23 protein-coding genes and 1 tRNA gene are annotated in these 20,887 nt (G+C 70.5%); 9 read left to right on the forward strand and 15 right to left on the reverse strand.

Features of this window, described 5'->3' with window-relative positions; translation table 11 throughout:
- Window positions 1-11: 11 nt before the first annotated feature.
- Entirely contained in the window at window positions 12-440 is a 429-nt protein-coding gene (locus ACIPV1_RS08065; RefSeq protein ID WP_123338593.1) for a BLUF domain-containing protein, read from the forward strand.
- Here ACIPV1_RS08065 and ACIPV1_RS08070 read toward each other — a convergent pair.
- The 4 genes from ACIPV1_RS08070 to ACIPV1_RS08085 form a co-directional block, all read right to left on the reverse strand.
- Complete coding sequence (locus tag ACIPV1_RS08070; RefSeq protein ID WP_165932394.1) at window positions 403-1,035, reverse strand: ScbR family autoregulator-binding transcription factor; 633 nt, start codon at window positions 1,033-1,035, stop codon at window positions 403-405. The two genes, ACIPV1_RS08065 and ACIPV1_RS08070, sit on opposite strands and share 38 nt — an antisense overlap.
- A 96-nt stretch (window positions 1,036-1,131) precedes the next feature.
- Window positions 1,132-2,505, reverse strand: a complete 1,374-nt coding sequence (locus ACIPV1_RS08075; RefSeq protein WP_123938368.1) for a sugar ABC transporter substrate-binding protein — start codon at window positions 2,503-2,505, stop codon at window positions 1,132-1,134.
- A gap of 27 nt (window positions 2,506-2,532) precedes the next feature.
- On the reverse strand, window positions 2,533-3,474 hold the full coding sequence (locus ACIPV1_RS08080; RefSeq protein WP_123291849.1) for a carbohydrate ABC transporter permease: 942 nt from the start codon (window positions 3,472-3,474) through the stop codon (window positions 2,533-2,535).
- A 15-nt stretch (window positions 3,475-3,489) separates the two neighbouring features.
- A complete protein-coding gene (locus tag ACIPV1_RS08085; RefSeq protein ID WP_123292300.1) occupies window positions 3,490-4,437 on the reverse strand; it encodes a carbohydrate ABC transporter permease in 948 nt (315 codons plus the stop codon).
- A 230-nt stretch (window positions 4,438-4,667) separates the two neighbouring features.
- Between ACIPV1_RS08085 and ACIPV1_RS08090 the strand changes: the two genes are divergently transcribed.
- Both ACIPV1_RS08090 and ACIPV1_RS08095 read left to right on the forward strand, forming a co-directional pair.
- The gene (locus ACIPV1_RS08090; protein ID WP_333925394.1) at window positions 4,668-5,900 is read left to right on the forward strand and encodes a Gfo/Idh/MocA family protein; all 1,233 of its coding nucleotides are present in this window, start codon (window positions 4,668-4,670) and stop codon (window positions 5,898-5,900) included.
- A 74-nt stretch (window positions 5,901-5,974) separates the two neighbouring features.
- On the forward strand, window positions 5,975-6,988 hold the full coding sequence (locus tag ACIPV1_RS08095; RefSeq protein ID WP_243692417.1) for a LacI family DNA-binding transcriptional regulator: 1,014 nt from the start codon (window positions 5,975-5,977) through the stop codon (window positions 6,986-6,988).
- 57 nt (window positions 6,989-7,045) lie between these two features.
- On the opposite strand, the gene ACIPV1_RS08100 is transcribed toward ACIPV1_RS08095, so the two are convergent.
- Window positions 7,046-7,501, reverse strand: a complete 456-nt coding sequence (locus ACIPV1_RS08100; protein WP_131880498.1) for a helix-turn-helix domain-containing protein — start codon at window positions 7,499-7,501, stop codon at window positions 7,046-7,048.
- A gap of 85 nt (window positions 7,502-7,586) precedes the next feature.
- On the opposite strand from ACIPV1_RS08100, the gene ACIPV1_RS08105 reads away from it, so the two are divergent.
- A complete protein-coding gene (locus ACIPV1_RS08105) occupies window positions 7,587-8,282 on the forward strand; it encodes an SDR family oxidoreductase (RefSeq protein WP_402726115.1) in 696 nt (231 codons plus the stop codon).
- A 41-nt stretch (window positions 8,283-8,323) separates the two neighbouring features.
- Window positions 8,324-8,578 (forward strand): hypothetical protein, encoded by a 255-nt coding sequence (locus tag ACIPV1_RS08110; RefSeq protein ID WP_123938372.1) that lies wholly within the window; start codon window positions 8,324-8,326, stop codon window positions 8,576-8,578.
- Between the two features lie 42 nt (window positions 8,579-8,620).
- Here the strand turns inward: ACIPV1_RS08110 and ACIPV1_RS08115 are convergent, their stop codons facing one another.
- The 5 genes from ACIPV1_RS08115 to serS form a co-directional block, all read right to left on the reverse strand.
- The gene (locus ACIPV1_RS08115) at window positions 8,621-9,184 is read right to left on the reverse strand and encodes a GrpB family protein (protein ID WP_402726116.1); all 564 of its coding nucleotides are present in this window, start codon (window positions 9,182-9,184) and stop codon (window positions 8,621-8,623) included.
- A complete protein-coding gene (locus ACIPV1_RS08120) occupies window positions 9,181-9,723 on the reverse strand; it encodes a GNAT family N-acetyltransferase (RefSeq protein WP_402726117.1) in 543 nt (180 codons plus the stop codon). The genes ACIPV1_RS08115 and ACIPV1_RS08120 overlap by 4 nt, the downstream gene beginning before the upstream one ends.
- A tRNA-Ser gene (locus tag ACIPV1_RS08125) sits at window positions 9,723-9,810 on the reverse strand. The genes ACIPV1_RS08120 and ACIPV1_RS08125 overlap by 1 nt, the downstream gene beginning before the upstream one ends.
- A gap of 88 nt (window positions 9,811-9,898) precedes the next feature.
- Window positions 9,899-10,762 carry an HAD-IIB family hydrolase gene (locus tag ACIPV1_RS08130; RefSeq protein WP_402726118.1) on the reverse strand — a complete coding sequence of 288 codons (864 nt, stop codon included), beginning with the start codon at window positions 10,760-10,762 and terminating at the stop codon, window positions 9,899-9,901.
- A complete protein-coding gene (serS, locus tag ACIPV1_RS08135) occupies window positions 10,759-12,021 on the reverse strand; it encodes a serine--tRNA ligase (RefSeq protein ID WP_248703791.1) in 1,263 nt (420 codons plus the stop codon). The genes ACIPV1_RS08130 and serS overlap by 4 nt, the downstream gene beginning before the upstream one ends.
- Window positions 12,022-12,093: 72 nt before the next feature.
- Between serS and ACIPV1_RS08140 the strand changes: the two genes are divergently transcribed.
- Entirely contained in the window at window positions 12,094-13,170 is a 1,077-nt protein-coding gene (locus ACIPV1_RS08140) for a diacylglycerol/lipid kinase family protein (protein WP_402726119.1), read from the forward strand.
- Between the two features lie 134 nt (window positions 13,171-13,304).
- Here the strand turns inward: ACIPV1_RS08140 and pheA are convergent, their stop codons facing one another.
- The 4 genes from pheA to ACIPV1_RS08160 all read right to left on the reverse strand — a co-directional run bounded on the left by pheA (window position 13,305) and on the right by ACIPV1_RS08160 (window position 16,719).
- Complete coding sequence (gene pheA, locus ACIPV1_RS08145; RefSeq protein WP_123338582.1) at window positions 13,305-14,261, reverse strand: prephenate dehydratase; 957 nt, start codon at window positions 14,259-14,261, stop codon at window positions 13,305-13,307.
- A gap of 65 nt (window positions 14,262-14,326) precedes the next feature.
- Window positions 14,327-14,872 carry a MarR family winged helix-turn-helix transcriptional regulator gene (locus ACIPV1_RS08150; protein ID WP_123291838.1) on the reverse strand — a complete coding sequence of 182 codons (546 nt, stop codon included), beginning with the start codon at window positions 14,870-14,872 and terminating at the stop codon, window positions 14,327-14,329.
- 9 nt (window positions 14,873-14,881) lie between these two features.
- Window positions 14,882-15,331, reverse strand: coding sequence for a hypothetical protein (locus tag ACIPV1_RS08155; RefSeq protein WP_123291837.1), 450 nt, complete (start codon window positions 15,329-15,331; stop codon window positions 14,882-14,884).
- Window positions 15,328-16,719 (reverse strand): molybdopterin-dependent oxidoreductase, encoded by a 1,392-nt coding sequence (locus tag ACIPV1_RS08160; protein WP_402726120.1) that lies wholly within the window; start codon window positions 16,717-16,719, stop codon window positions 15,328-15,330. Before ACIPV1_RS08160 ends, ACIPV1_RS08155 begins: the two co-directional genes overlap by 4 nt.
- Before the next feature lie 21 nt (window positions 16,720-16,740).
- Here ACIPV1_RS08160 and ACIPV1_RS08165 point away from each other — a divergent pair, with 21 nt between their 5' ends.
- The 3 genes from ACIPV1_RS08165 to ACIPV1_RS08175 are packed head-to-tail and all read left to right on the forward strand — an operon-like array spanning window position 16,741 to window position 19,493.
- Window positions 16,741-18,180, forward strand: coding sequence for a glycosyltransferase 87 family protein (locus tag ACIPV1_RS08165; RefSeq protein ID WP_402726121.1), 1,440 nt, complete (start codon window positions 16,741-16,743; stop codon window positions 18,178-18,180).
- Window positions 18,181-18,185: 5 nt separating this feature from the next.
- Complete coding sequence (moaA, locus tag ACIPV1_RS08170; protein ID WP_123938378.1) at window positions 18,186-19,250, forward strand: GTP 3',8-cyclase MoaA; 1,065 nt, start codon at window positions 18,186-18,188, stop codon at window positions 19,248-19,250.
- A 3-nt stretch (window positions 19,251-19,253) separates the two neighbouring features.
- Window positions 19,254-19,493: a MoaD/ThiS family protein gene (locus tag ACIPV1_RS08175; protein WP_123938379.1), complete on the forward strand. Its 240-nt coding sequence runs from the start codon at window positions 19,254-19,256 to the stop codon at window positions 19,491-19,493.
- 288 nt (window positions 19,494-19,781) lie between these two features.
- On the opposite strand, the gene ACIPV1_RS08180 is transcribed toward ACIPV1_RS08175, so the two are convergent.
- Window positions 19,782-20,882, reverse strand: a complete 1,101-nt coding sequence (locus ACIPV1_RS08180) for a calcium:proton antiporter (protein WP_123938380.1) — start codon at window positions 20,880-20,882, stop codon at window positions 19,782-19,784.
- Window positions 20,883-20,887: the final 5 nt, after the last annotated feature.

A 20,887-nucleotide genomic window follows, 5' to 3' on the forward strand; every position in this document is an offset into this window, starting at 1 on the left:
ACCATGGACCCGTGCTCGTCTCCATCGTCTACATGAGTCGCGCCGTCGTCCCCTTCGACGACGGCGACCTGGCGACGCTGCTGGACGGCTCACGACTCCGCAACGAGGCGCTCGGTGTCTCCGGGCTGCTCGTCGTGAAGGGCGGCCGCTTCATGCAGTTGCTCGAGGGCCCCGCGTGGAGCGTCGACGACCGGTTCGCCGCCATCAGCCGTGATCCGCGGCACGGCGAGGTGAAGTCGCTCATCCGCGAGGACATCGAGCGACGACGCTTCGACGGCTGGTCGATGGCCTACCGCTCGCTCGACGACGCGGACGTCCAGGCGGAGCCGGGCTTCAGTCCGTTCCTGTCCGGCGAGACGGACTTCCCGCGGTCCTTCGACCGCACGAGCGCCGCGTGGCTGCTCAAGTGGTTCCGCGACCGCGAACTCCACGACCGCTGAACGCGTCGTCGACGACCCCGAGCAGCCGGTCGCGGTGTGCCGGGTCCGCCGTGGCCGTCAGGACCACCCGCCACATCGTCGCGACCGCGGGGAACAGGTCGGCCCGCCCGGTGCGGACGTCGGACACCAGTTGCACGCCCGTGAAGTACGGCACGACGGTGGCGCCGAGCTGTTCCGCGGTCAGGTCGGTGCGGAGCTCGCCGCTCGCGATCGCCAGCCGGAACACGTCGACGATCCCGCCGATCCACTGCTCGTAGAAGCTGACCGTCGCCGCGTGGAACTCGCCGCGCTCCAGTGACAACCGGATGCCCGCCCGCACGATCGGGTCGGTCCGCAGCAGGTCCGCGATGGCTCGCGAGGCGCCGACCAGGGCAGCTGCTGGTGACTGCTCGGTGTGGCTCACGACGTCGAAGGTCCGGACGTTCTGCTCGTCGATCACACCGAGCGCGAGGGCCAGCTTGGTCGGGAAGTGGAAGTGCAGCGCCCCCTGCGAGACGCCCGCCCCGCGGGCGATGGCCGCGATCGTCGCGGCGGCGAAGCCGACGCGGTCGAACTCCTCCGCAGCGGCCACCAGGATCTGCTCACGTCGTTCCACGTGACCAGTCTCACGGACGGGAGGCGCGGGGCGGGCCCGCACCGCGCCTCCCGTCCGATCCTGGTCGCGTCAGACCGCGTCAGGCGACCCGCGCACTCAGGTGAGCGCCAGCAGGTTGTTGACCTGCTCGTTGATGCCGGTCAACGTCGAGATCGGCTTGCCGTTCGCGTAGACGTTGTCGAAGGCCGGCTGCAGCAGCGCCTGCACGTCCGCCGGGTTGCGGGTGACGGGGAACAGGAACGTGGTCTTCTCCTCGACCTGCCGGGTGAACGCCGACACGTCCAGCCCGCGTTTCCGGAACGACGCGACCGCCGCCTCGGTACCGGCGGGACGGGCCGGGAACACGACGCCTGCGCGGCCGACGATCTCCTGGGCGGTGTCGCTGCCGAGGAACGCGACCCACTTCGCCGCCGCCTCCGGGTCCTTCGCCTGCTTCGTGATCGAGTCGCCGAGCCCGTTGAACATCGACGCCCGCTTGCCCGTCGGCCCGATCGGCGTCGGGGCGACGGCGATGTCGAGGTCCTTCATGTTCAGGTACGTGCCGATCATCCACGAACCGTTGAACGACAGCGCACACTTGCCCGCGCCGAGCTGCACGTCCGGACCGGTCGTCGTCGAGAAGACGCCGTACTTCGCCATGTAGCCCTTGTCGGCCAGGCGGTAGTACCAGGCGAGGGTGTCCTGCACGGTCTTCTCGTCGTAGCGGAACTTGTCGCCCCACGGGTTCTCGTTCGTGTAGAACCAGTCGGTCGACCCGGTGAAGGGCGACCACTGCGTCTGGCCGAAGCCGTCGCCGCCAGACCCGTTCGACGAGATGCCGTAGACCTCGACGTTCTCCTTGTCGAAGCCGGGCTCGTCACCCCGCCGACCCTTGGAGTCGATGGTCAGGTGCGCGAGCATCCGTTCGAACGAGCCGCCGTCGTCGGGGTTCCACTCGAGCGTGGCGAGCTCGTCGTCGGAGACGCCAGCCTTCTGCATCGCCTTCCGGTCGTAGAACATCCCGATGGTGTCCCAGTCCTTCGGCGAGCCGTAGCGGTGCCCGTCCTGGCCCTTCCACAGCTCGGCGAGGCCGGACTGGTAGTCGTCGTCGCTGATGGACTTCGTCGCGTCGAGCTCGTCGAGCTTGTAGAGCACGTCGAGGTCGGAGAACTGCGGGAACTTCGTCAGGTGGTCGGTGAAGACGTCCGGCGCGGTGCCGGCGATGAACCCGGCCGTCAGCTTGGTCCAGTAGTCGGCCCACCCGAGCTGGGTGATCTGCACCGTGATGTCGGGGTTCTCGCGGTGGAAGGCCTTCGCGACCTGCTGGTAGGCGGGCAGCTGGTTGGAGTCCCAGAGCCAGTAGCTCACGGTGCGGGCGCCGCTCTTGGACGCGGTCCCACGGCTCGGGGACGAGCAGGCGGCGAGCGCACCGAGGGCGAGGGCTGAAGCGCCGCCCGCGAACAGTGCGCGGCGGGAGAGGTTGTTCGTCATGGTGTGGTGGTCCTGTCCGAGCCGGGGCTACTTGATCCCGGAGAAGCCGATGGAGTTGACGATCCGCTTGGCGAAGACGCCGAACAGCACGATCATCGGGAGCGCCGCCACGAGGGTCGCGGACATCAGCCCGGCCCAGTCGGTGCCGGACTGCGGGGACTGCGACTTGAAGACACCGAGGGCGACGGTGAGCACCCGCGAGCTGTCCGTGTACGACACCATGAGCGGCCAGAAGTAGTCGTTCCAGCTCGTGATGTACGTCAGCACGGCGAGCGTCGCGATCGGTGCGGCGGCCATCGGGATGACGAGCCGGAAGAACACCCGGACCTTGCCCGCGCCGTCGATCAGCGCGGCCTCCTCGACCTCCTTCGAGATGCCGAGGAAGAACTGCCGCAGGAAGAACACCGCGAACGGGGTCATGAACATCGTCGGCAACGCGATGCCGAGCAGGTTGTCGACGAGCCCGAGCTGCTTGATGAGCGTGAAGTTCGGCAGCAGCGTGAAGATCGCGGGCACCATCAGGCCGGCGAGGAACACCCCGAAGACCTTGTCGCGTCCGGGCCAGCGCAGGCGGGCGAAGGCGTACGCGGCAGCGGCCGAGAAGAACACCTGGCCGACCGTGACGAGCGTCGACACGATCACCGAGTTGAGCAGGTACCGCCAGAAGTTCAGGGCAGCGCCGGAGCCACCCTGGGCGAGCGCCTCTTCGGTGGACTGCAGGCCGAGGACGCGCTCGAACCCACCCAGGCTGAACCCGACGGGCAGCAGCGACGTGGGGTCGGAGTTGATCGCACCGTTCGACGACAGGGCGGTGCGCAGGATCCAGTAGAACGGGAACAGGGTGACGACGATGACGATGATCATCGCGACCCAGGCGAGGACGCGGCCGACCGACGGACGGCGACGGTGGCCGGCTCCGGGTCGGGGCGGACGCTTCGTGGTGACGGAACGGGTGAGGGTCGTGGTCATGGTGCGGCGCTCCGTTCAGTCCAGGTCCGACTCACCCGAGCGGGTGAGGCGGTACTGGATGATCGTGATGATGCTGAGGACGATGAGGAGCGCGACCGAGACCGCGGATGCGTAGCCGAACTGGAACCGGCCGAACGCCAGGTTGTAGATGTAGTTCTGCACGACGTTCGTGGCGTTCGCGGGGCCGCCCTGCGTGGTGACGGCGACGGTGTCGAACACCTGGAACGACCCGATCACCGTGATGATGAGCACCAGCGACAGGATCGGGCGGAGCAGCGGCACCGTGATGCGCCAGAACATCTTCCACTCGCTCGCGCCGTCGATGCGGCCGGCTTCGTAGACCGTCTCGGGCAGCGACTGCAGGCCGGCGAAGATCAGGAGCGCCGTGTAGCCGACGTGCCGCCACACGTTGATGAGCGCGATCGACGGGATGCCCCAGACGTCGCTCTGCAGGAACGGGATGCGGTCCAGGCCGAGGGCCGCGAGCATCTCGTTGCCGATGCCGAGCTGAGTGTCGAGGATCCACAGCCAGACGAGCGCCGCGACGACGTTCGACACCAGGTAGGGCGCCAGGACGATGCCGCGCACGAAGGTCGACTTCGTCAGGCGGTGCATCATCACGGCGATGAACAGTGCGACGACCGTCTGGATGACGATGTTGATGAGCACGTACTCGATCGTGACGACCATCGAGTGCCAGAAGATCGAGTCCTGCACGAGCCGCGCGTAGTTCTGCAGCCCGGTGAACTCCGGCTCGGTGAGCAGGTTGTAGGACGTGAAGCTCAGGTAGATGCCCCGCACGGTCGGCCAGGCGAGGAACACCACGAAGCCGATCGCGGCCGGCGCGATGAACAGCAGCGCGAGCCACAGGTCGTTCCGGGGACGGCGGCGGCGTGGGACGGTGGTGCTGGCGAGCGGGAGGTCGGCTGCCCGACTCCTCCGTCTCGTGCTGGCGGTCGTCAAGGGTGACGACACAGGGCTCTCGGTGGCCATCGCGACTCCTTCGTCTGCGGTGGACTGACGTGCAGCAGTCCGTGAGCCGGGAATCTACACGTGGTGACACCGGGTGGCAAGAGGCTCTTTCACGCTCCGAATCCGGGGTTGTCACGTGTAGACAATCGTGTCAGGATGGCGGTCGATCGCATCGGCGCGACCTGCCCGGCGACGCATCCCTCACCCTGGAAAGGTCACTGATGATCTCTGTCGGAATGGTCGGCGCGGGCCAGTTCGCCCCCCAGTTCGCCAAGCTGTTCAAGCTCCACCCGGACGTCGACCGCGTCTTCGTGACCGACCTCGTCGACGACCGCGCGTCGGAGCTCGTCGAGTCGCAGCACCTCGACGGAACGTTCGCCGACTTCGACGCCGTGCTCGCCTCGGACGTCGACGCCGTCGCGATCTTCACGCAGCGCTGGACGCACGGTCCGCTCGTCGTCAAGGCGCTCCGCGCCGGCAAGCACGTCTACTCGGCGGTGCCGATGGCGATCTCGGTCGACGAGATCCGCGACATCATCGAGGCCGTCCGCGAGACCGGGCTCACCTACATGATGGGCGAGACGAGCTACTACAACCCCGCGACGGTGTTCGCCCGCAAGCAGGTCGCCGACGGCGCCTTCGGCCGGGTCTTCTACTCCGAGGGCGACTACGTGCACGACATGGACCTCGGGTTCTACGCCGCGTACCAGTTCAGCGGTGGCGAGGACTGGAAGCGCACCGCCAGCTACCCGCCCATGCTGTACCCGACCCACTCGGTCGGCGGCGTCCTCGGCGCCATCCCCGGACACGCGGTCAGCGTCAGCTGCATCGGCGTCAAGGACGACCGGGGCGACGGCGTCTTCGACAAGGACGTCAGCCAGTTCGACAACGACTTCTCGAACGCCACCGCCCTGTTCGAGCTCGACAACGGCGGCGTCATGCGCATCAACGAGATGCGCCGTGTCGGCTACCCGTCGCACATCCGCGAGTCCCGCTTCCGCTACTTCGGCACCGAAGCGAGCTTCGAACAGCTCGCGAAGACCAGCGTCTGGCAGGACAAGGAGGACTCGCACGACATCAGCGACAAGATCAACACGCAGGCGACGATGGACCTCGACGACCCGCGTCTCGCCGGCGTCGACCCCTCGCTGCGCGACGCGTTCGTGTCCGGGTACGCCGAGGTGCACGACACCGACCGCCTGCCCGCCGAGTACGCCGGCGTGCCGACCGGGCACGAGGGCTCGCACCAGTTCCTCGCCGACGACTTCGTCCGCGCCGTCGTCGACCGGACGCTGCCGCCGGTGAACGCCTGGACCGCCGCTCGCTTCACGCTGCCCGGCATCATCGCCCACCAGTCGGCCCTGCAGGGCGGCGCACGCCTCGAGGTGCCGGACTTCGGGGACGCCCCGGAGACGACCTCGGCGGTGCCCTCGTCTAGTATCGCCAGCGAATAGCAAGTGGTGTTCGGGTGTCGGTCCACACGGGCCGGCACCCGAACGCGACTTCCGAGCCGACGAAGGTGGCACCCGTGAGCGTCCCGACGACCCCGAGGGCGGTCACCCGCGCCGACGTCGCCCGGTACGCCGGCGTGAGCACCTCCGTCGTCAGCTACGTCGTGCACGACGGCCCCCGCCCCGTCGCGGCGGCCACCGCCGCCCGGGTCCGTGACGCGATCCGGGTCCTCGGGTACCGCCCGAACGCCAGCGCCCAGGCCCTGCGCACCGGGTCGTCGAAGATGCTCGGGCTCATCGTGCCCGAGCTCGACAACCCCTTCTGGTCCGAGCTCGCCGTGGAGGTCACCCACGCCGCAGCAGCCCGCGGCTACGACGTCCTGCTCGCCAACAGCGACGGCGACGCCAGCCAGGAGCGCGAGCGGCTCCGCAGCCTGTCCGCCCGCCAGGTCGACGGGATCATCGTGACGAGCATCATGACCCACCCGGACCTGTCCACCGTGTCGGACCCGGGCATCCCGATGGTCCTGCTCAACACCTTCTTCGAGGTGCCCGAGTACGCCAGCATCGGCGTCGACGCCCTGCGTGGCGCGTACGACGGCACCCGCCACCTGGTCGAGCACGGCTACGGGTCGATCGGCCTGGTCATGGGGCACGCCGGCTCCATGGAGCTCCGCGAACAGGGCTGGATGCGGGCCCTGCGCGACGCCGGGCTGCCGGACGGCCCGATCGTGCGCTGCGACTTCACCCGGCGGGGCGGGTACGAGGCCGGCCTGCGCATGTTCGCGGACGGGACGGGACCCCGCGCCGTCTTCGTCAGCTCGGACATGCAGGCCGTCGGTGTGCTGCGGGCACTGTGGGAACTCGGGCTGCGCGCACCGGAGGACGTCGCGATCGTGTCGTTCGACGGCGGTGCCGAGGCCGACTACACGAACCCGCAGCTCACGACGGTCCGGCAGCCGATCGAGACGATGGCGACCGCCGCCGTCGACCGTGTGCTCGGGCTCGACGCGGACAACCAGTGGCACCGCGACCTGGTGCCCGCCGAGTTGGTCCTGGGCGCGAGTTGCGGGTGCGACGTGCGTCGCTGACGCACCACCAAACCGTCCTGGAGGCGCGGGGCGGGGCCGCCACGGGCCTGCCGTCCGTCAGGTGGCCGGGTCCATGACGGCGGTGAGCCGCTGGAGCGGCACACGCTGCTGGGACTCCTGCGTCACCGCGACCGCTTCGACCGGCTCGCCGGAATCGGTGTCGACGAAGCGCAGGTCCGACGTCAGCTCCGTGGGGCGGTACCGATCCGCCCAGCCGCCGAGCGCCAGGAGCACCAGCGAGAGATCGCGGCCGGCGTCGGTGAGGACGTACTCCTCGCGCGCCCGGGCACCCTCCGGCTTGTAGGTCGTGCGCTCGAGCACTCCCCCGTCGACGAGGGAGGCCAGTCGCGCGGTCAGGACTTCGCGCGGGACGCCGAGGCTCTGCTGGAACTGGCTGAAGCGCGTGGAACCGGCGAGGGCGTCACGCACGATCATGAGCGTCCACTTCTCGCCGAGGACGTCGAGGGACCGTGCGATGGGGCAGCGCTCGTCGCCGCCGAGGATGCCGAGCATGCGTTCATCCTAGCTGGGTTCGATATCCGGACACAACGTGCTAGGTTCGGTTTCCGTACTCAACTTCTCTCGTCTGGAGCCCCTCATGACCGACCTCACCAACGCCATCGTCCTCGTCACCGGAGCGAACGGCGGCCTCGGCGCCGAGTTCGTCCAGCAGGCCCTGGACCGCGGCGCCGCCAAGGTCTACGCGACCGCCCGCACCCCGCGCACGTGGGACGACGAACGCATCGTGCCGCTCGCCCTCGACGTCACCAGCCAGGAGAGCGTCGATGCCGCAGCCCGTGCCGCAGCCGACGTGACCGTGGTGGTGAACAACGCCGGGATCGCCGGCGCCGACCCGCTCGTCGACACCTCCGTCGCGGAGGTCGAGCGCATCTTCGCGACGAACGTCTTCGGCGCGCTCCGTGTCGCCAAGGCCTTCGCCCCCTCGATCGGCGGCGGCGCACTGATCGACGTGCACTCGGCTCTGAGCTGGGTCGCTCTCGCCGGCGCGTACTCGGCGTCGAAGGCAGCGTTCTGGTCGATCACGAACTCGCTCCGCCTCGAGCTCGCACCCCAGGGCACCCAGGTCGTCGGCGCGCACCTCGGCTACACCGACACCGGCATGACGGCAGGGCTCGACGTCGAGAAGTCCGACCCGGCCGACATCGTCCGGCTGATCTGGGACGCGGTCGAGGCCGGTGAGCACGAGGTCCTGGCGGACCAGGTCAGCCGTGACGTCCGCGCCGGGCTCAGTGCGCCGCTGGCGGCGCTGTACCCGGCGCTCGCGACCGCTTGAGGTCCGGTCGCGGGCGCGGCGTCCGCCGTACGGTGGAGGACGTGCAGTTCCTGGCGTCCGCCCTCCGAGTCCCGATCACCGGCTTCGGCGCGCTCGCGCTCTGGCTGCTGGCGACGTCGGACGGCGAGCTGCTGAAGATCCTGCTCGGGGTCGGCTCGGCGCTGCTCGCCGTCGCTGGCTACGTCGGTCAGACCGCGGCGGAGCGTGCCGTCAGGAACCAGCAGCTCGACCAGGCGGTGGCGCGGAAGGACGAGTGGGAGCGCGAACACGGCGACGTCGAAGACCGGGCCGGTTGACGGTCCTGGTTCGGGAACCTCGCGGTTCCCGAACTAGGACCGTCAACCGCGGGCACCGCGATCGGTGATGTCGCGATTGACGGCGGTGATCGCGGCGCGCTCCTCGGCGGAGATGCCCGCCGCAGCCAGGACACGACCGAGCACGCCGCTCTTGCGCTCGATGTAGTCGTCGATGTCCTCAGCCTCGGCAGCCGCCCGGCGCTTCACGGCGGCGTACTCGTCGCGCAGCCCCGGGTCGGCGCGCAGCACGTCACGAACAGCGAGGTGGTTGCGCAGCGAGAGCGATCCGGCGGTGGCGACGTAGGTGTTGCTCGGGGCGAAGCGCTCGGGTGTCCGGAAGGCCTGCCGGTCGGGGACGCCGAGGTCTCCTCGTGGCTCGAAGCCGATCACGGCCAGCGCTGCGACCGCCGCCGCGACGTCGCCGGCACCGACCACGATGTCGACGTCGATCACGGGCTTCGCCGCGAGGCCGGGCACCGACGTGCTGCCGACGTGCTCGATGCTGCGGTAGGGCGCACCGGCGGCGTCGAGGGCTGCGGCGTACGCGTCCCGCAACACCGCGAACCGCACGGGCCACGACGGCTGGTACTCGACGACCTCGATCATCGAGTGCGCCGTGTGGCAGGAGGGGGTGCGAGGAGCTGGAACATGACGTGGTCGCGCCAGGCTCCGTTGATCGTGATGTACTCCGGCGCGAACCCGTAGCGCTCGAACCCCGCGGACTCGAGGGCACGCTGCGACCCCACGTTCTCCGGCAGCGTCTCGGCCTGCACCCGGTGGAGTCGGAGGACGTCGAACGCGTGGCCAGCGGCAGCGGCGACGGCGCGGGAGGCGTGGCCCTGGCGGAGTCGGTCGGCGCGGATCCAGTACCCCATCGCGCACGACTGTAGGGCGCCGCGGGTGATGCCGCTCAGCGTGATGCGCCCGAGGAGCTCACCGTCCGTCGACTCGATCACGAACGGGACCGCGGTGCCCGCGCGCTCTGCAGCGAGCGACTGCACGATGACGTCGTGCTGGCCCTGCTCGGTGAAGTACGCCGGCGCCCGGGACGGCTCCCACGGGCGCAGGTGCTCGGCGCTCGCGGTGATGACGGCGGCGAGCGTCGCCGCGTCGTCGACGCGGAGCGGGCGCAACCGGGTGTCCATGGCGGAGGGTGTGGGATTCGAACCCACGAGACATCTCTGCCCACCTGTTTTCAAGACAGGCTCCATCGGCCGCTCGGACAACCCTCCAGTGACGCGACCACGTGGCGAGACGTGACCGCGTCCCGGGAAGTCTAACGGGCCTCCCGTCCGCCGTGCGCGTCAGCGCATGCCAGGGTCAGCGCGGCAGGGAGTCGAGCGCTACTGCCAGGCCGTCGTCGGACACGCCACCGGTGAGTTCGTTGCCGGCGTCGACGACGTCGTCGGGCGCCTGGCCCATCACGACGCCGCGACCGGAGGTCGAGGCCCACCGCAGCATGTCGATGTCGTTGCGGCCGTCGCCCGCAGCGAAGACGCGCGACCGCGGGATGTCGAGCCACTCGCGCACGCGTTCCATCGCGGTGGCCTTCGTCACGCCCTCTGGTGCGATGTCGAGCCACGCGGTCCACCCGACCGTGTACGAGACCTTGTGCAGGCCCATGTCCTCGACGATCTGCAGGAACTCCTCGAGCCCGTGCTCCGGCGAGATCACGACGACGCGGGTGGCCTCGACCGTGAGCAGCTGCTCGAACGGCACCAGCTCGCCGGCGTTGGTCATGGTGTCGGCGGGGAAGTTCTCGGACAACCGGAAGTGGCCGGTCTCGTCCTCGACGCCGAAGGCCGCGTTCTCCAGAGCACCACGGATGGTCTGCAGGACGTCGCTCGGGTCGAAGTGCTCGACGTGGACACGCTCGTAGGACCCGTCCGGACGACGGGCCAGGGTCAGCGCGCCGTTGGCGCAGACGAGGTACTTCGGCTCGATGCCGAGGGTCTCCAGCAGCGGAACCGTCATGCCCTCGCTGCGGCCCGTGGAGAGCATGACCTCGTGCCCGGCGGCCTCGGCATCGCGCACGGCGGCGACCACGGCCTCCGTGATGACGCCGTCCTCGCGCATCGTGGTGCCGTCGATGTCGAGCGCCACCAGCCACCGCTTCGTGCGGGCGGGAGCACCGGCGCCCGCGCCCTGCGCCGCACCGTCCACGAACCGCCCCTGCGTGCTCATCGGGGCTCGATCACCTCGACGCCACCGAGGTAGGGGCGCAGCACCTCGGGCACGACGACGGAGCCGTCGGCCTGCTGGTGGGTCTCGAGGATCGCGACGATCCAGCGGGTGGTCGCGAGGGTGCCGTTCAGGGTGGCGACCGGGGCCGTCTTGCCGCTCTCGGTGCGGTACCGGATGTCGAGGCGACGGGCCTGGAACGTCGTGCAGTTCGACGTCGAGGTGAGCTCGCGGAACGTGCCCTGCGTCGGGACCCAGGCCTCGATGTCGTACTTCTTCGCCGCGCTCGTGCCGAGGTCACCAGCGGCGACGTCGATCACGCGGTAGTGCAGCCCGAGGTCCTGCAGCATCTGCTCCTGGTACGACACCAGCTTCTCGTGCTCGGCCTCGGCCTGGTCCGGGTGGACGTACGCGAACATCTCGAGCTTGTTGAACTGGTGCACGCGCAGGATGCCGCGGTTGTCCTTGCCCGCCGAACCGGCCTCGCGCCGGTAGCAGGTCGACCAGCCGGCGTAGCGGTGCGCGGTCTTCTCGATGTCGAGGATCTCGTCGGCGTGGAAGCCGGCGAGTGCGACCTCGCTCGTGCCGGTCAGGTACAGGTCGTCGGCCTCGAGCCGGTAGACCTCGGCCGCGTGCTCGCCGAGGAAGCCGGTGCCCGCCATCGTCTCGGGGCGGACGAGCGTCGGGGTGATGAGCGGTTCGAAGCCGGCGGCGATGGCGCGGTCGAGGCCGAGCGACATGAGCGCGATCTCGAGCCGGGCGCCGAGGCCGCGCAGGAAGTAGAAGCGCGAGCCGGAGACCTTCACGCCGCGCGGGATGTCGATGATGCCGAGGTGCTCGCCGAGGTCGGCGTGGTCCTTCGGCTCGAAGTCGAACTCGGGCTTCGTGCCGACGGTGCGGAGGGTGACGAAGTCCTCTTCGCCACCGGCGGGGACGCCGGGCAGCACGACGTTCGGGATGGCGCGTACGACGGAGTTGAAGGTCTCCTCGGCCGCGGTGACGGCCGCCTGGGCTTCCTTCACCCGGGCCGAGAGCGCCTGGGCCTGCTGCACGAGCGCGGCCTTCTCGTCCTTCGGGGCCTTGGCGACGGTCTTGCCGAAGGCGTTCTGCTCGGCGCGGAGCGACTCGAACGCGGTGATCGCGCTGCGTCGGGCGGCGTCGGCGGCGACGGCCTCGTCGACCACGGCGACGGATGCGCGGCGGGACTCCTGCGAGGCCTTGATGACGTCCGGGTTGTCACGAAGCAGCTGGGGATCGATCACCGCTCCATCCTAGAGGCGGCGACATGGGGAGGAACCCGCCGCTCGCAGCGTCCGATCGGTACCGTTGATCGCATGTCGACCCCTTCGGAGACCGCGCCCGCGGACCAGGACGCCCTCCCCACCGAGCACCGGACGGCTGCCGTGGTCTACAACCCGGTCAAGGTCCACCTGCCGACCCTCAAGGCCACCGTGGAACAGCACCAGCAGGAAGCCGGCTGGGCCGAGACGCTCTGGTTCGAGACCACCGAGGAAGACCCGGGCGGGGGCATGGCCCGCGCAGCGCTCGAGGCGGGAGCCGACGTCGTCGCCGCCGCGGGTGGCGACGGCACCGTGCGCGCGGTCGCCGAGGTCGTGCACGGCTCCGGTGCCTCACTCGCGCTGCTGCCGAGCGGGACCGGGAACCTGCTCGCCCGCAACATGAAGCTCCCCCTCGACGACCTGGCGAGCAGCGCGCACACCATCTTCTCCGGCCACGAGCGGGCGATCGACTTCGGCCTCATCGGCATCGAGCGGCCGGACGGTGCCCGCGAGCAGTTCGGCTTCGTCGTGATGGCGGGCCTCGGGCTCGACGCCCGGATGATCGCGAACACCCGGCCCGAGCTGAAGAAGCGCGTCGGGTGGCTCGCGTACCTCGACTCGCTGCTGCGCTCCGTGCGGGACACCGACGGCTTCGAGTTCAAGTACCGGCTCGACGAGTCGGCTCGCAACGGTTCGGTGCGCGCGCACTCGGTCATCGTCGGCAACTGCGGCATGCTGCAGGCGAACGCGATGCTGCTGCCCGACGCCGAGATCGACGACGGCGTGTTCGACATCGTCGTGATGCGACCGCGCGGCTTCTTCGGCTGGGTGCGGATCGGTGCCCGCGTGTTCTGGGAGAACGGGATCCTGCGCTGGTTCCGGCGTTCGGCGCTGTCCGAGACCCTGATCGGTCGACGCATCACCACGGCGGCGAAGCAGGAACGTCCGCTGCGGTACATGCGCGGCGAGGAGTTCACACTGCGACTCGAGAAGCCCGACGAGTTCGAGATCGACGGCGACCCGGTGGGCGAGATCATGGCGTTCCGCGCGCGGATCGACTCCGGTTCACTGACGGTCAAGGTGCCGACGGTGGAGCCGCGGCCGAGCTGGGTGCGCGGCCGCAAGCGCTGAGCGGCGGCGGGCCGTGCGGCCCGTGCGGCGTTGCTCACTCGGTGCGAGGTTGTTCGGGCGCACGGAGTGATCAACCTCGCACCGGGCAGCACCGACCGACGAGCCAGCGCCGCGCGGAAGGACGGCAGAGCGCGTCAGCCCGCGTCAGGCTCGCCGGACACGATCGCGCGCAGCCAGTCCCGCGCCTCGACGAACGCGGCGTCCGAGTAGCGCGCCGGCACCTCGGGCTGCGCGCCGTCGGCCCGCGGGTACGACCCGAGGAACGTCACGCGCGGGCTGAACCGCCGCAGACCGAGCAGTGCGTCGGCCACGCGCTCGTCCTGCACGTGCCCGTCCAGGTCGATGACGAACCGGTAGCGGCCGAGCTCGTCACCGATCGGCCGCGATGACAGCAGCCCCATGTTGATGCCGCGGGTGGCGAACTGCTCGAGCATGTCGACCAGGGCGCCGGGGTGGTCGGCGGGCAGCTCGACGATGACGCTCGTCTTGTCGGCACCGGTCGGCTCGGGCAGCGCCAAGGTCTTGGACACGAGCACGAAGCGGGTCACGGCCGAGGCGTTGTCGCCGATCGACGACGCGAGCACGACGACGTCGTGGTGGTCGGTGATGCCGGGCGGTGCGACGGCGGCGTCGGCGGTGGGGTTCGCCTCGAGCAGGGCGAGCGCGGCGGCGACGTTCGACGACGCCGGGATGTGGCCGTGACCGGGCAGGTTCGCCTCGAGCCAGTTGTGGGTCTGCGCGTAGGCCACCGGGTGGGCGTTCACGGTGCGGACGTCGGCGAGCACGGTGCCGGGGCGCGCGACGAGCACGAAGTCGACCGGCACGAGGTACTCCCCCACGATCCGCACGCCGGGGATCCGGGCGAGGGCGTCTTGCGTCGCGCTGACGCCGCCGTCGACGCTGTTCTCGATCGCGATGACCGCGCCGACCGAGCGGCCGGACATGACGTCGTCGAGCGCTTCACCGACGTTGTTGACGCTCCGCCAGGGCTTGCCGGCCGCGGCCTCGACGAGCTTGAGGGCCGCCTCGGTGAAGGTGCCGGCGGGTCCGAGGTAGGAGTACGTGTCGGACGGCGCGGCGGGGTCGGTCATGGGCCGAGCCTATTGCAACGACCGAGCCCGCAGACGCGGGCGCAGACGCGGGCGCACAGCGCCGTTCAGTCGGTGCTGGCACCGGTCAGCCGGGCCTCGCAGATCGCGGTGTCGTCGTCGTCCCGCGGGTACGTCAGGGCAGCGAACCGCCCCTCGGGGTCGAGCCGTGTGAGCAGTGCGGCCGCGATGCCGTCGAGCTGGACGACCTGCTCGTCGCTCAGGGCGTCGATCACGACGTGGCGTGCGGTGCGGACGTGGTCCGGAGCGGCCTCGACGATCGTGGCGTACCCGGCGTCGGTGAGCCGGACGTCGGTCGCACGGCGGTCCGAGGTCGAGGGGCAGCGCGTCACGAGCCCGCGCTTCTCGAGCCGGGACACCACGTGCGACAGCCGGGGCAGCGAGGCGTTCGTCGCCGAGGCGAGGGCCGACATGCGCAGCGTGCGACCGTCGGTCTCGGAGAGCATCGCGATGACCATGTAGTCGAAGTGCGTCAGGTCCGCGTCACGCTGCAGCTGCTGGTCGAGCGCCGCCGGCAGGAGTTCCATGACGGCCACGAGCTTCATCCACGCGCGCAGCTGCTCGCGGGTGAGCCACGGGGTCTCGTCGGTCATGTCTGCATCCTACCGAATGGTTGTCGCTTTAACCAGTGCCGTCCGCCGCGCACGAACCACTCCGACGACGAGCACCGCCACCACCACGAGCAGCAGCACCCCCTCGACGATCAGCAACCGCGTGCCGTAGTCGAACGGCAGGATCGTGGGGTTCTTCTGCCCGTGCCGCTTCGCCGCGATCTCGGGCAGCACCACGAGGGCGAGCACACTGCCGAGCACGATCACCGTCTGCACCACGACGAGCACCCACGCCCGGAGCGACCGCCCCGCCCGACGCAGGAGCAGTCCGGCGCCGACGACGAACGGCGACAGGATCGCGTCGTGCAGGATCACCGCGCCGAGCAGCCAGGTCGCCAGCCCGCCGATCCGGTTCGGCTTGACCGACGTCACCAGGACGTAGGCACCGAACGCGATCACCAGCACGCCGAGCACGACGAGCACGATCCGCGCGGCCTTCACCGCAGCACCTCGATCTTCTCGATCCACTTGGTCTGCAGCACGCCCGGTCGCCCCGGAGCGATGATCCGCGCCGGGAACCCGTGGTCCAGGTCGAGCGTCGAACCGTTCAGCTCGAGCGCGACCAGGGTGGTCGGGTCCTCGGCGTACTCCGGCCCCATGTCCATGATCCGGTAGCCGCCGTGTCGTTCCAGGCTCGTGACGCGCACGTGCGATCCGGGTTCGGCCTGCACGGCGCCGAGCAGGTCGCGCATCCGCACGCCCTTCCAGCTGCCCATCTGGCTCCACCCCTCGACGCACGAGATCGGCAGGTCGACCTCGGTGCTGCCGAGGGCGACGAGTTCCGCGCGCACGAAGGTCCGGGTCACGTCGGGTCCGACGACGGTCAGCGTCCAGTCCGCGGCGGTCGCGCTGGCGAGCACCCCCGCCGCGCGGGCGGTGCGGTTGACCGGCAGGCCGTTCGCGCCGAGACCGCGCTGGCGCGCGCCGAACACGTTGAACGGTTCAGCGAGCTTCGAGGACTGCCCCGCCGTCAGGGCGACGACGCCGACGACCGCGGCCGTCACGCCGCCGAAGAACCCGCGTCGTGCGATCCGCTGGCGTCGGCCCTGTGCGCGCTCCTCGACCGACCGGGAGGCCCGGGTCGGCTCCGGCGCATCGGCCGCCGGTCCGTCCGGGGCTGCGTCGACCGCCTTGACCGCGTCGACGCCGTCGATCCAGCGGAACACGCGGCCGAGCAGGCCGGGGGCCGTGGACTGGGCCGTTTCGGCACCCGCAGCCGGCGGGGCGGACGCGGGGCGGGCCTCCCGTACCGGGGGAAGCAACTCGCTGCCGGACGCGGGGTCCACGATGAACCGGCCCTGCTCGTCGTAGGAGTCGCGCTTCCGCCAGTAGCGGGCGATCACCGGCAGCTTCGACGCGATGTGGATGATGAGCGACCCGATGATCACGTACGCCATCGCGTTGTGGACCTGGCGGAACGGGAACGGCCACGGGTACCACTGGTACGTGTTGAGCAGGCCGGTCGTGACCTGGATGATCGACGCCGACACGAGCACGGCGATCGACAGCCGCTCGAACAGGTGCAGCACGCCGCGCACCGGCGGGACCTGCACCAGCGCGGGCATGACGGTGTTGAGCTTGGCCAGCAGCAGCGGGATGATCGCGATGCCGGTGGTGATGTGCAGGCCCTGGGTGAACTGGTAGAGCTGCGTCGGCCGGGTCGGGAACCGCATCCAGCCGAGGGGCTCCTGCAGCAGGTGACTGTAGATGCCGGTGCCGAAGCACACCACGAAGGCGATGCCGAGCAGTCGTCCGAGCACCACCGCGGAGCGCGCGTTCCGGTTCGGCGAGGCCAGAGCGGCCCGCGCCTCGAACAGCAGGTGCCGCACGCCCGCTAGCCTCGACGGACCATGAGCGACCGACTGCGTGCCGTCCGACCGTCCTCCGCCGTCGGACCCGGTGCCCGCCTCGCCGTCGTGGGCGCGGTCGTCGGGGTACTGGCCCTCGCGGGCGTCATCGCCTTCGGCGTCACGCATCTGGGGTTCCTCCGATCCGACACTCGTTCGTCATTCGTTGCGTGGACGCTGATCGCTTGGACGGTGTTCGTGATCGCCGTGCTCGCGCTGCGGTTCGTGCCCGCCCGGTGGATGACCGCCGTGGTCATGGTCGGGGCAGTGGTGGTCGGTCTCGCGTCGTTGGCCGGCCCCCCGAGCACGAGCACCGACTCGGCGCGGTACGCGTGGGACGGCATCGTCCAGCATGCCGGAGTCTCACCGTACGCGCACACCCCCCAGTCCACGGCACTGTCCGGTCTGCGGCCGGACTGGCTGTTCCCGGACAAGGTGAACGGCACGTGCGACGACATCAAGCCCCGGTTCCGCGGCCTGGGCGACGGCGCGGACGGCCACTGCACCGCGATCAACCGGCCGGACGTGACGACGATCTACCCGCCGATGGCGCAGCTCTGGTTCGCCGCGGTCCGTGCGTTCGTGCCGGCGACCGCGCAGTACATGCCGTTCCAGGTGGCGGGCCTGCTCCTCTCGCTGGTCGTGACCGTCGCCCTCGTCGTGGTGCTGCGGAAGACGGGTCGCCCGACGTGGTGGGCAGCGCTCTGGGCCTGGTCGCCGCTCGTGGCGTCCGAGGCCGTGACGAACTCGCACGTCGACGCCCTCGGCGCGGCGCTCGCGACCGCGGGTGCCGTCCTCGTCGCGTTCGGTCGACCGATCTGGGGCGGGATCGCACTCGGTGCGGCGACGGCGACGAAGCTCATCCCGGCGATCGTGTACCCGCCGTTGCTCGGCCGGTGGCGTTCCTGGTGGGCGATCCCGGTCGGCATCGCCGTGTTCGGCCTGCTCTACGTGCCCTACGTGCTGACGACGGGGCTCGACGTGCTCGGGTACCTGCCCGGCTACCTGAGCGAGGAGGGCTACGAGGACGGCTCGCGCTTCGCCCTGGTGTCGCTGGTGTTCCGGGGTGACGCCGCGACCGTCGTGGTCGGGCTCGCCGTGCTGCTCGCCGCCTTCCTGGCCTGGCGGCTCTCGGACCCGTCGCGGCCGTGGTCCGGCGAGGTCCTGATGATCGGCGTCACGTTCCTCGCCGTGACCCCGCGCTACCCCTGGTACGCGCTGCTGCTCATCCCGTTCGTGGTGCTGTCGGGGCGGTGGGAGTGGCTGTCGATCGGGCTCGCCATCGCGCTGCGCGGGGTGTGGCCGTCGACGGACGCCTACCGGTGGTGGCTGCTCGCCGCCGTGGCCGTCATCGTGGTGGTGACGCTCCTGCGCACGAGCCGGTCGGACTGGCGGCGCTGGTGGGAACGGCTGTCGTTCCGGAGCGTCGAACACGTACGCTGAGCCGCATGGCACCTGCGACCCTGCTCGGCACGACCGTGGACCCGGCGTCCGCCGGGCTCGTCGACCGCTTCGGGCGTCGTGCGATCGACCTGCGGGTGTCGCTGACCGAACGGTGCAACCTGCGCTGCACCTACTGCATGCCGGCCGCCGGGCTGCCGTTCGCCCCCGACGACGCCCTGATGACCGCCGCCGAGATCGAACGGCTGGTGCGGATCGGGGCGTCGCGGTTCGGTGTGCGCAAGGTGCGGTTCACCGGCGGCGAGCCGATGCTCCGGCACGACCTGGTCGACGTGATCGCCCGGTGCGCCGCGCTGCCCGACGCCCCGGAGCTGTCGCTCACCACGAACGCCATCGGCCTCGCCCACCGCGCCCAGGCCCTGTACGACGCCGGGCTGCGGCGCGTGAACGTGTCGCTCGACACCGTCGACCCGGACGTGTTCACCACCGTGACCCGCCGCCCGTTCCTCGACAAGGTCATCGCCGGGCTGTCCGCCGCCCACGACGCCGGCCTCGACATCAAGGTCAACGCGGTGCTGCTGCGCGGGATCAACGACGACGCCGCGCCGGAGCTGCTGCGCTGGTGCCTCGACCGCGGCTACGAGCTGCGGTTCATCGAGCAGATGCCGCTCGACCCCGACCACGCCTGGGACCGCACCGAGATGGTGACCGCTGCCGAGACCCGGGCGTTGCTGGCGTCGTCGTTCGTGCTGACGCCGGACGAGGCACCGCGTGACGGCGCCCCGGCCGAGCGGTACCGGGTGCACGCACGCGACCACGCCGCTGCGTCGGGCATCGGCGTGCTGCTCGGCACCGTGGGCATCATCGCGAGCATCACCGAGTCCTTCTGCGCCGACTGCACCCGCACCCGGTTGACCGCCGACGGCAACGTCCGGAGCTGCCTGTTCTCCGACGCCGAGACCGACGTGCTCGGCCCGATGCGCGCGGGGGTCTCCGACGACGACCTGGCCGAGCTGTGGCGCCGGGCGATGTGGGCGAAGCCGCGCGACCACGGCGACGACAGCGACGAGCTCGTGCACCCGACGCGCGGCATGAGCGCGATCGGCGGCTGAGACATGACCACGATCCGGTTCTTCGCCGCTGCCCGGGCGGCGGTCGGCGCGGACACGCTGACCACCGCGGCCGACACGCTCGACGAGGCGCTGCGCGAGGCCACCGCCACCGACCCATCGCGCTGGAGTGCGCTGCAGGAGCGGTGCTCGTACCTGGTCGACGGCGTGACCACCCGCGACCGGGCCACCGCGCTGTCCGGGGTCGCGGTCGTCGACGTCATGCCCCCTTTCGCCGGCGGCTGAGCGCCCCTCGCCCGTTCTTTCCCAGAACGCCCGCGATGCCTGGTGTTTCCGGGCATACCGGGTCGAAACTTCCGACCAGGTACGCCCGATCCGACCAGCTACGCCCGATTCGACCAGGTACTCCCGACTCGTCCCCGTGTCTGCGCGCCCTGTGTCCGTTCTTTCCCAGAACGCCCGCGATGCCTGGTGTTTCCGGGCATACCGGGTCAGAACTTCCGACCAGGTACGCCCGATTCGACCAGGTACGCCGCCGCCGCCGCGCCGCCCGGCCGCGGCCGCCGCGCCCCCCTACGGCGAGACGGACAGCACGATGAACGCGGCGAAGATCACCAGGTGCACCCCGCCCTGCAGTCGCGTCGCCCGACCCGGCAGCACGGTGAGCACCGCGGCGACGATCGTCAGCGCGAGCAGCACGATCTGCGACGACCCGAGGCCGAGCAGCAGCGTGCCCGGCATGAACAGCGACGCCACCGCGATGGAGGGGATCGTCAGACCGATCGACGCCATCGCCGACCCCATCGCCAGGTTCAGGCTCGTCTGGATCCGGTTGCGGGCGGCAGCCTTCGACGCCGCGATGCCCTCGGGCAGCAGGATGAGCAGGGCGATCACGACACCGACGAACGACGGCGGGAACCCGACCGCGGCCACGCCGGCCTCGATCGCGGGCGACTCGACCTTGGCGAGCCCGACGACGGCGACGAGCGCGACGACGAGCAGTGCGAGCGAGATCATCGTCGCGCGTCCGGTCGGCCGGGCGGCGTGGGCGTCCTCGGACTCCGTGAGCACGCCGCCGGAGCGGTTGACCGGCAGGAAGAAGTCGCGGTGGGCCACGGTCTGCGTCACGACGAACAGCCCGTAGAGCACGATCGACGCCACAGCCACGAAGACGAGCTGCGTGCCGGTGAAGGACGCGTCGTCGGTGCCAGTGGTGAACGTCGGCAGCACCAGGGTCAGGACGGCGAGCGCGGCCACCGTCATCGTCGCGGCGCTCGCGCCCTCCTGGTTGAAGCGCACGGTGTTGTGCCGGAGCGTCCCGATCAGGATCGCGAGGCCGACCAACCCGTTCATCGTGATCATCACGGCCGAGAACACCGTGTCTCGCGCCAGCGTCTCGGCCTGGGCACCGCCGGAGCTCGACAGCGAGATGATCAGCGCGACCTCGATGATCGTGACCGCCACGGCGAGCACGAGTGACCCGAACGGTTCCCCGACCCGGTGCGCGACGACCTCGGCGTGGTGCACCGCCGCGAGCACGGTGGCGGCGAGCACGACCGCGACGATCGCCACGACCACGGTGCCGAGTCCGTAGCGGCCGTACGAGAACGCGAGCACGACGGCCGCCAGGATCGGGATGGCCACGGGCCACGCCTTGGGGAACCAGGAGGTCATCCGTC

The organism is Curtobacterium sp. NPDC089991, from assembly GCF_044748425.1.
Classification (GTDB): Bacteria; Actinomycetota; Actinomycetes; order Actinomycetales; family Microbacteriaceae; genus Curtobacterium.

Excerpts from the sequence above, each read along its gene's own strand:
- ACIPV1_RS08075 (WP_123938368.1), bottom strand. The coding sequence starts at position 2,505 with ATGACGAACAACCTCTCCCGCCGCGCACTGTTCGCGGGCGGCGCTTCA.
- ACIPV1_RS08080 (WP_123291849.1), bottom strand. The coding sequence starts at position 3,474 with ATGACCACGACCCTCACCCGTTCCGTCACCACGAAGCGTCCGCCCCGA.
- ACIPV1_RS08090 (WP_333925394.1), top strand. The coding sequence starts at position 4,668 with ATGATCTCTGTCGGAATGGTCGGCGCGGGCCAGTTCGCCCCCCAGTTC.
- ACIPV1_RS08100 (WP_131880498.1), bottom strand. The coding sequence starts at position 7,501 with ATGCTCGGCATCCTCGGCGGCGACGAGCGCTGCCCCATCGCACGGTCC.
- ACIPV1_RS08105 (WP_402726115.1), top strand. The coding sequence starts at position 7,587 with ATGACCGACCTCACCAACGCCATCGTCCTCGTCACCGGAGCGAACGGC.
- ACIPV1_RS08115 (WP_402726116.1), bottom strand. The coding sequence starts at position 9,184 with ATGATCGAGGTCGTCGAGTACCAGCCGTCGTGGCCCGTGCGGTTCGCG.
- ACIPV1_RS08120 (WP_402726117.1), bottom strand. The coding sequence starts at position 9,723 with ATGGACACCCGGTTGCGCCCGCTCCGCGTCGACGACGCGGCGACGCTC.
- ACIPV1_RS08130 (WP_402726118.1), bottom strand. The coding sequence starts at position 10,762 with ATGAGCACGCAGGGGCGGTTCGTGGACGGTGCGGCGCAGGGCGCGGGC.
- ACIPV1_RS08140 (WP_402726119.1), top strand. The coding sequence starts at position 12,094 with ATGTCGACCCCTTCGGAGACCGCGCCCGCGGACCAGGACGCCCTCCCC.
- pheA (WP_123338582.1), bottom strand. The coding sequence starts at position 14,261 with ATGACCGACCCCGCCGCGCCGTCCGACACGTACTCCTACCTCGGACCC.
- ACIPV1_RS08150 (WP_123291838.1), bottom strand. The coding sequence starts at position 14,872 with ATGACCGACGAGACCCCGTGGCTCACCCGCGAGCAGCTGCGCGCGTGG.
- ACIPV1_RS08165 (WP_402726121.1), top strand. The coding sequence starts at position 16,741 with ATGAGCGACCGACTGCGTGCCGTCCGACCGTCCTCCGCCGTCGGACCC.
- moaA (WP_123938378.1), top strand. The coding sequence starts at position 18,186 with ATGGCACCTGCGACCCTGCTCGGCACGACCGTGGACCCGGCGTCCGCC.
- ACIPV1_RS08175 (WP_123938379.1), top strand. The coding sequence starts at position 19,254 with ATGACCACGATCCGGTTCTTCGCCGCTGCCCGGGCGGCGGTCGGCGCG.
- ACIPV1_RS08180 (WP_123938380.1), bottom strand. The coding sequence starts at position 20,882 with ATGACCTCCTGGTTCCCCAAGGCGTGGCCCGTGGCCATCCCGATCCTG.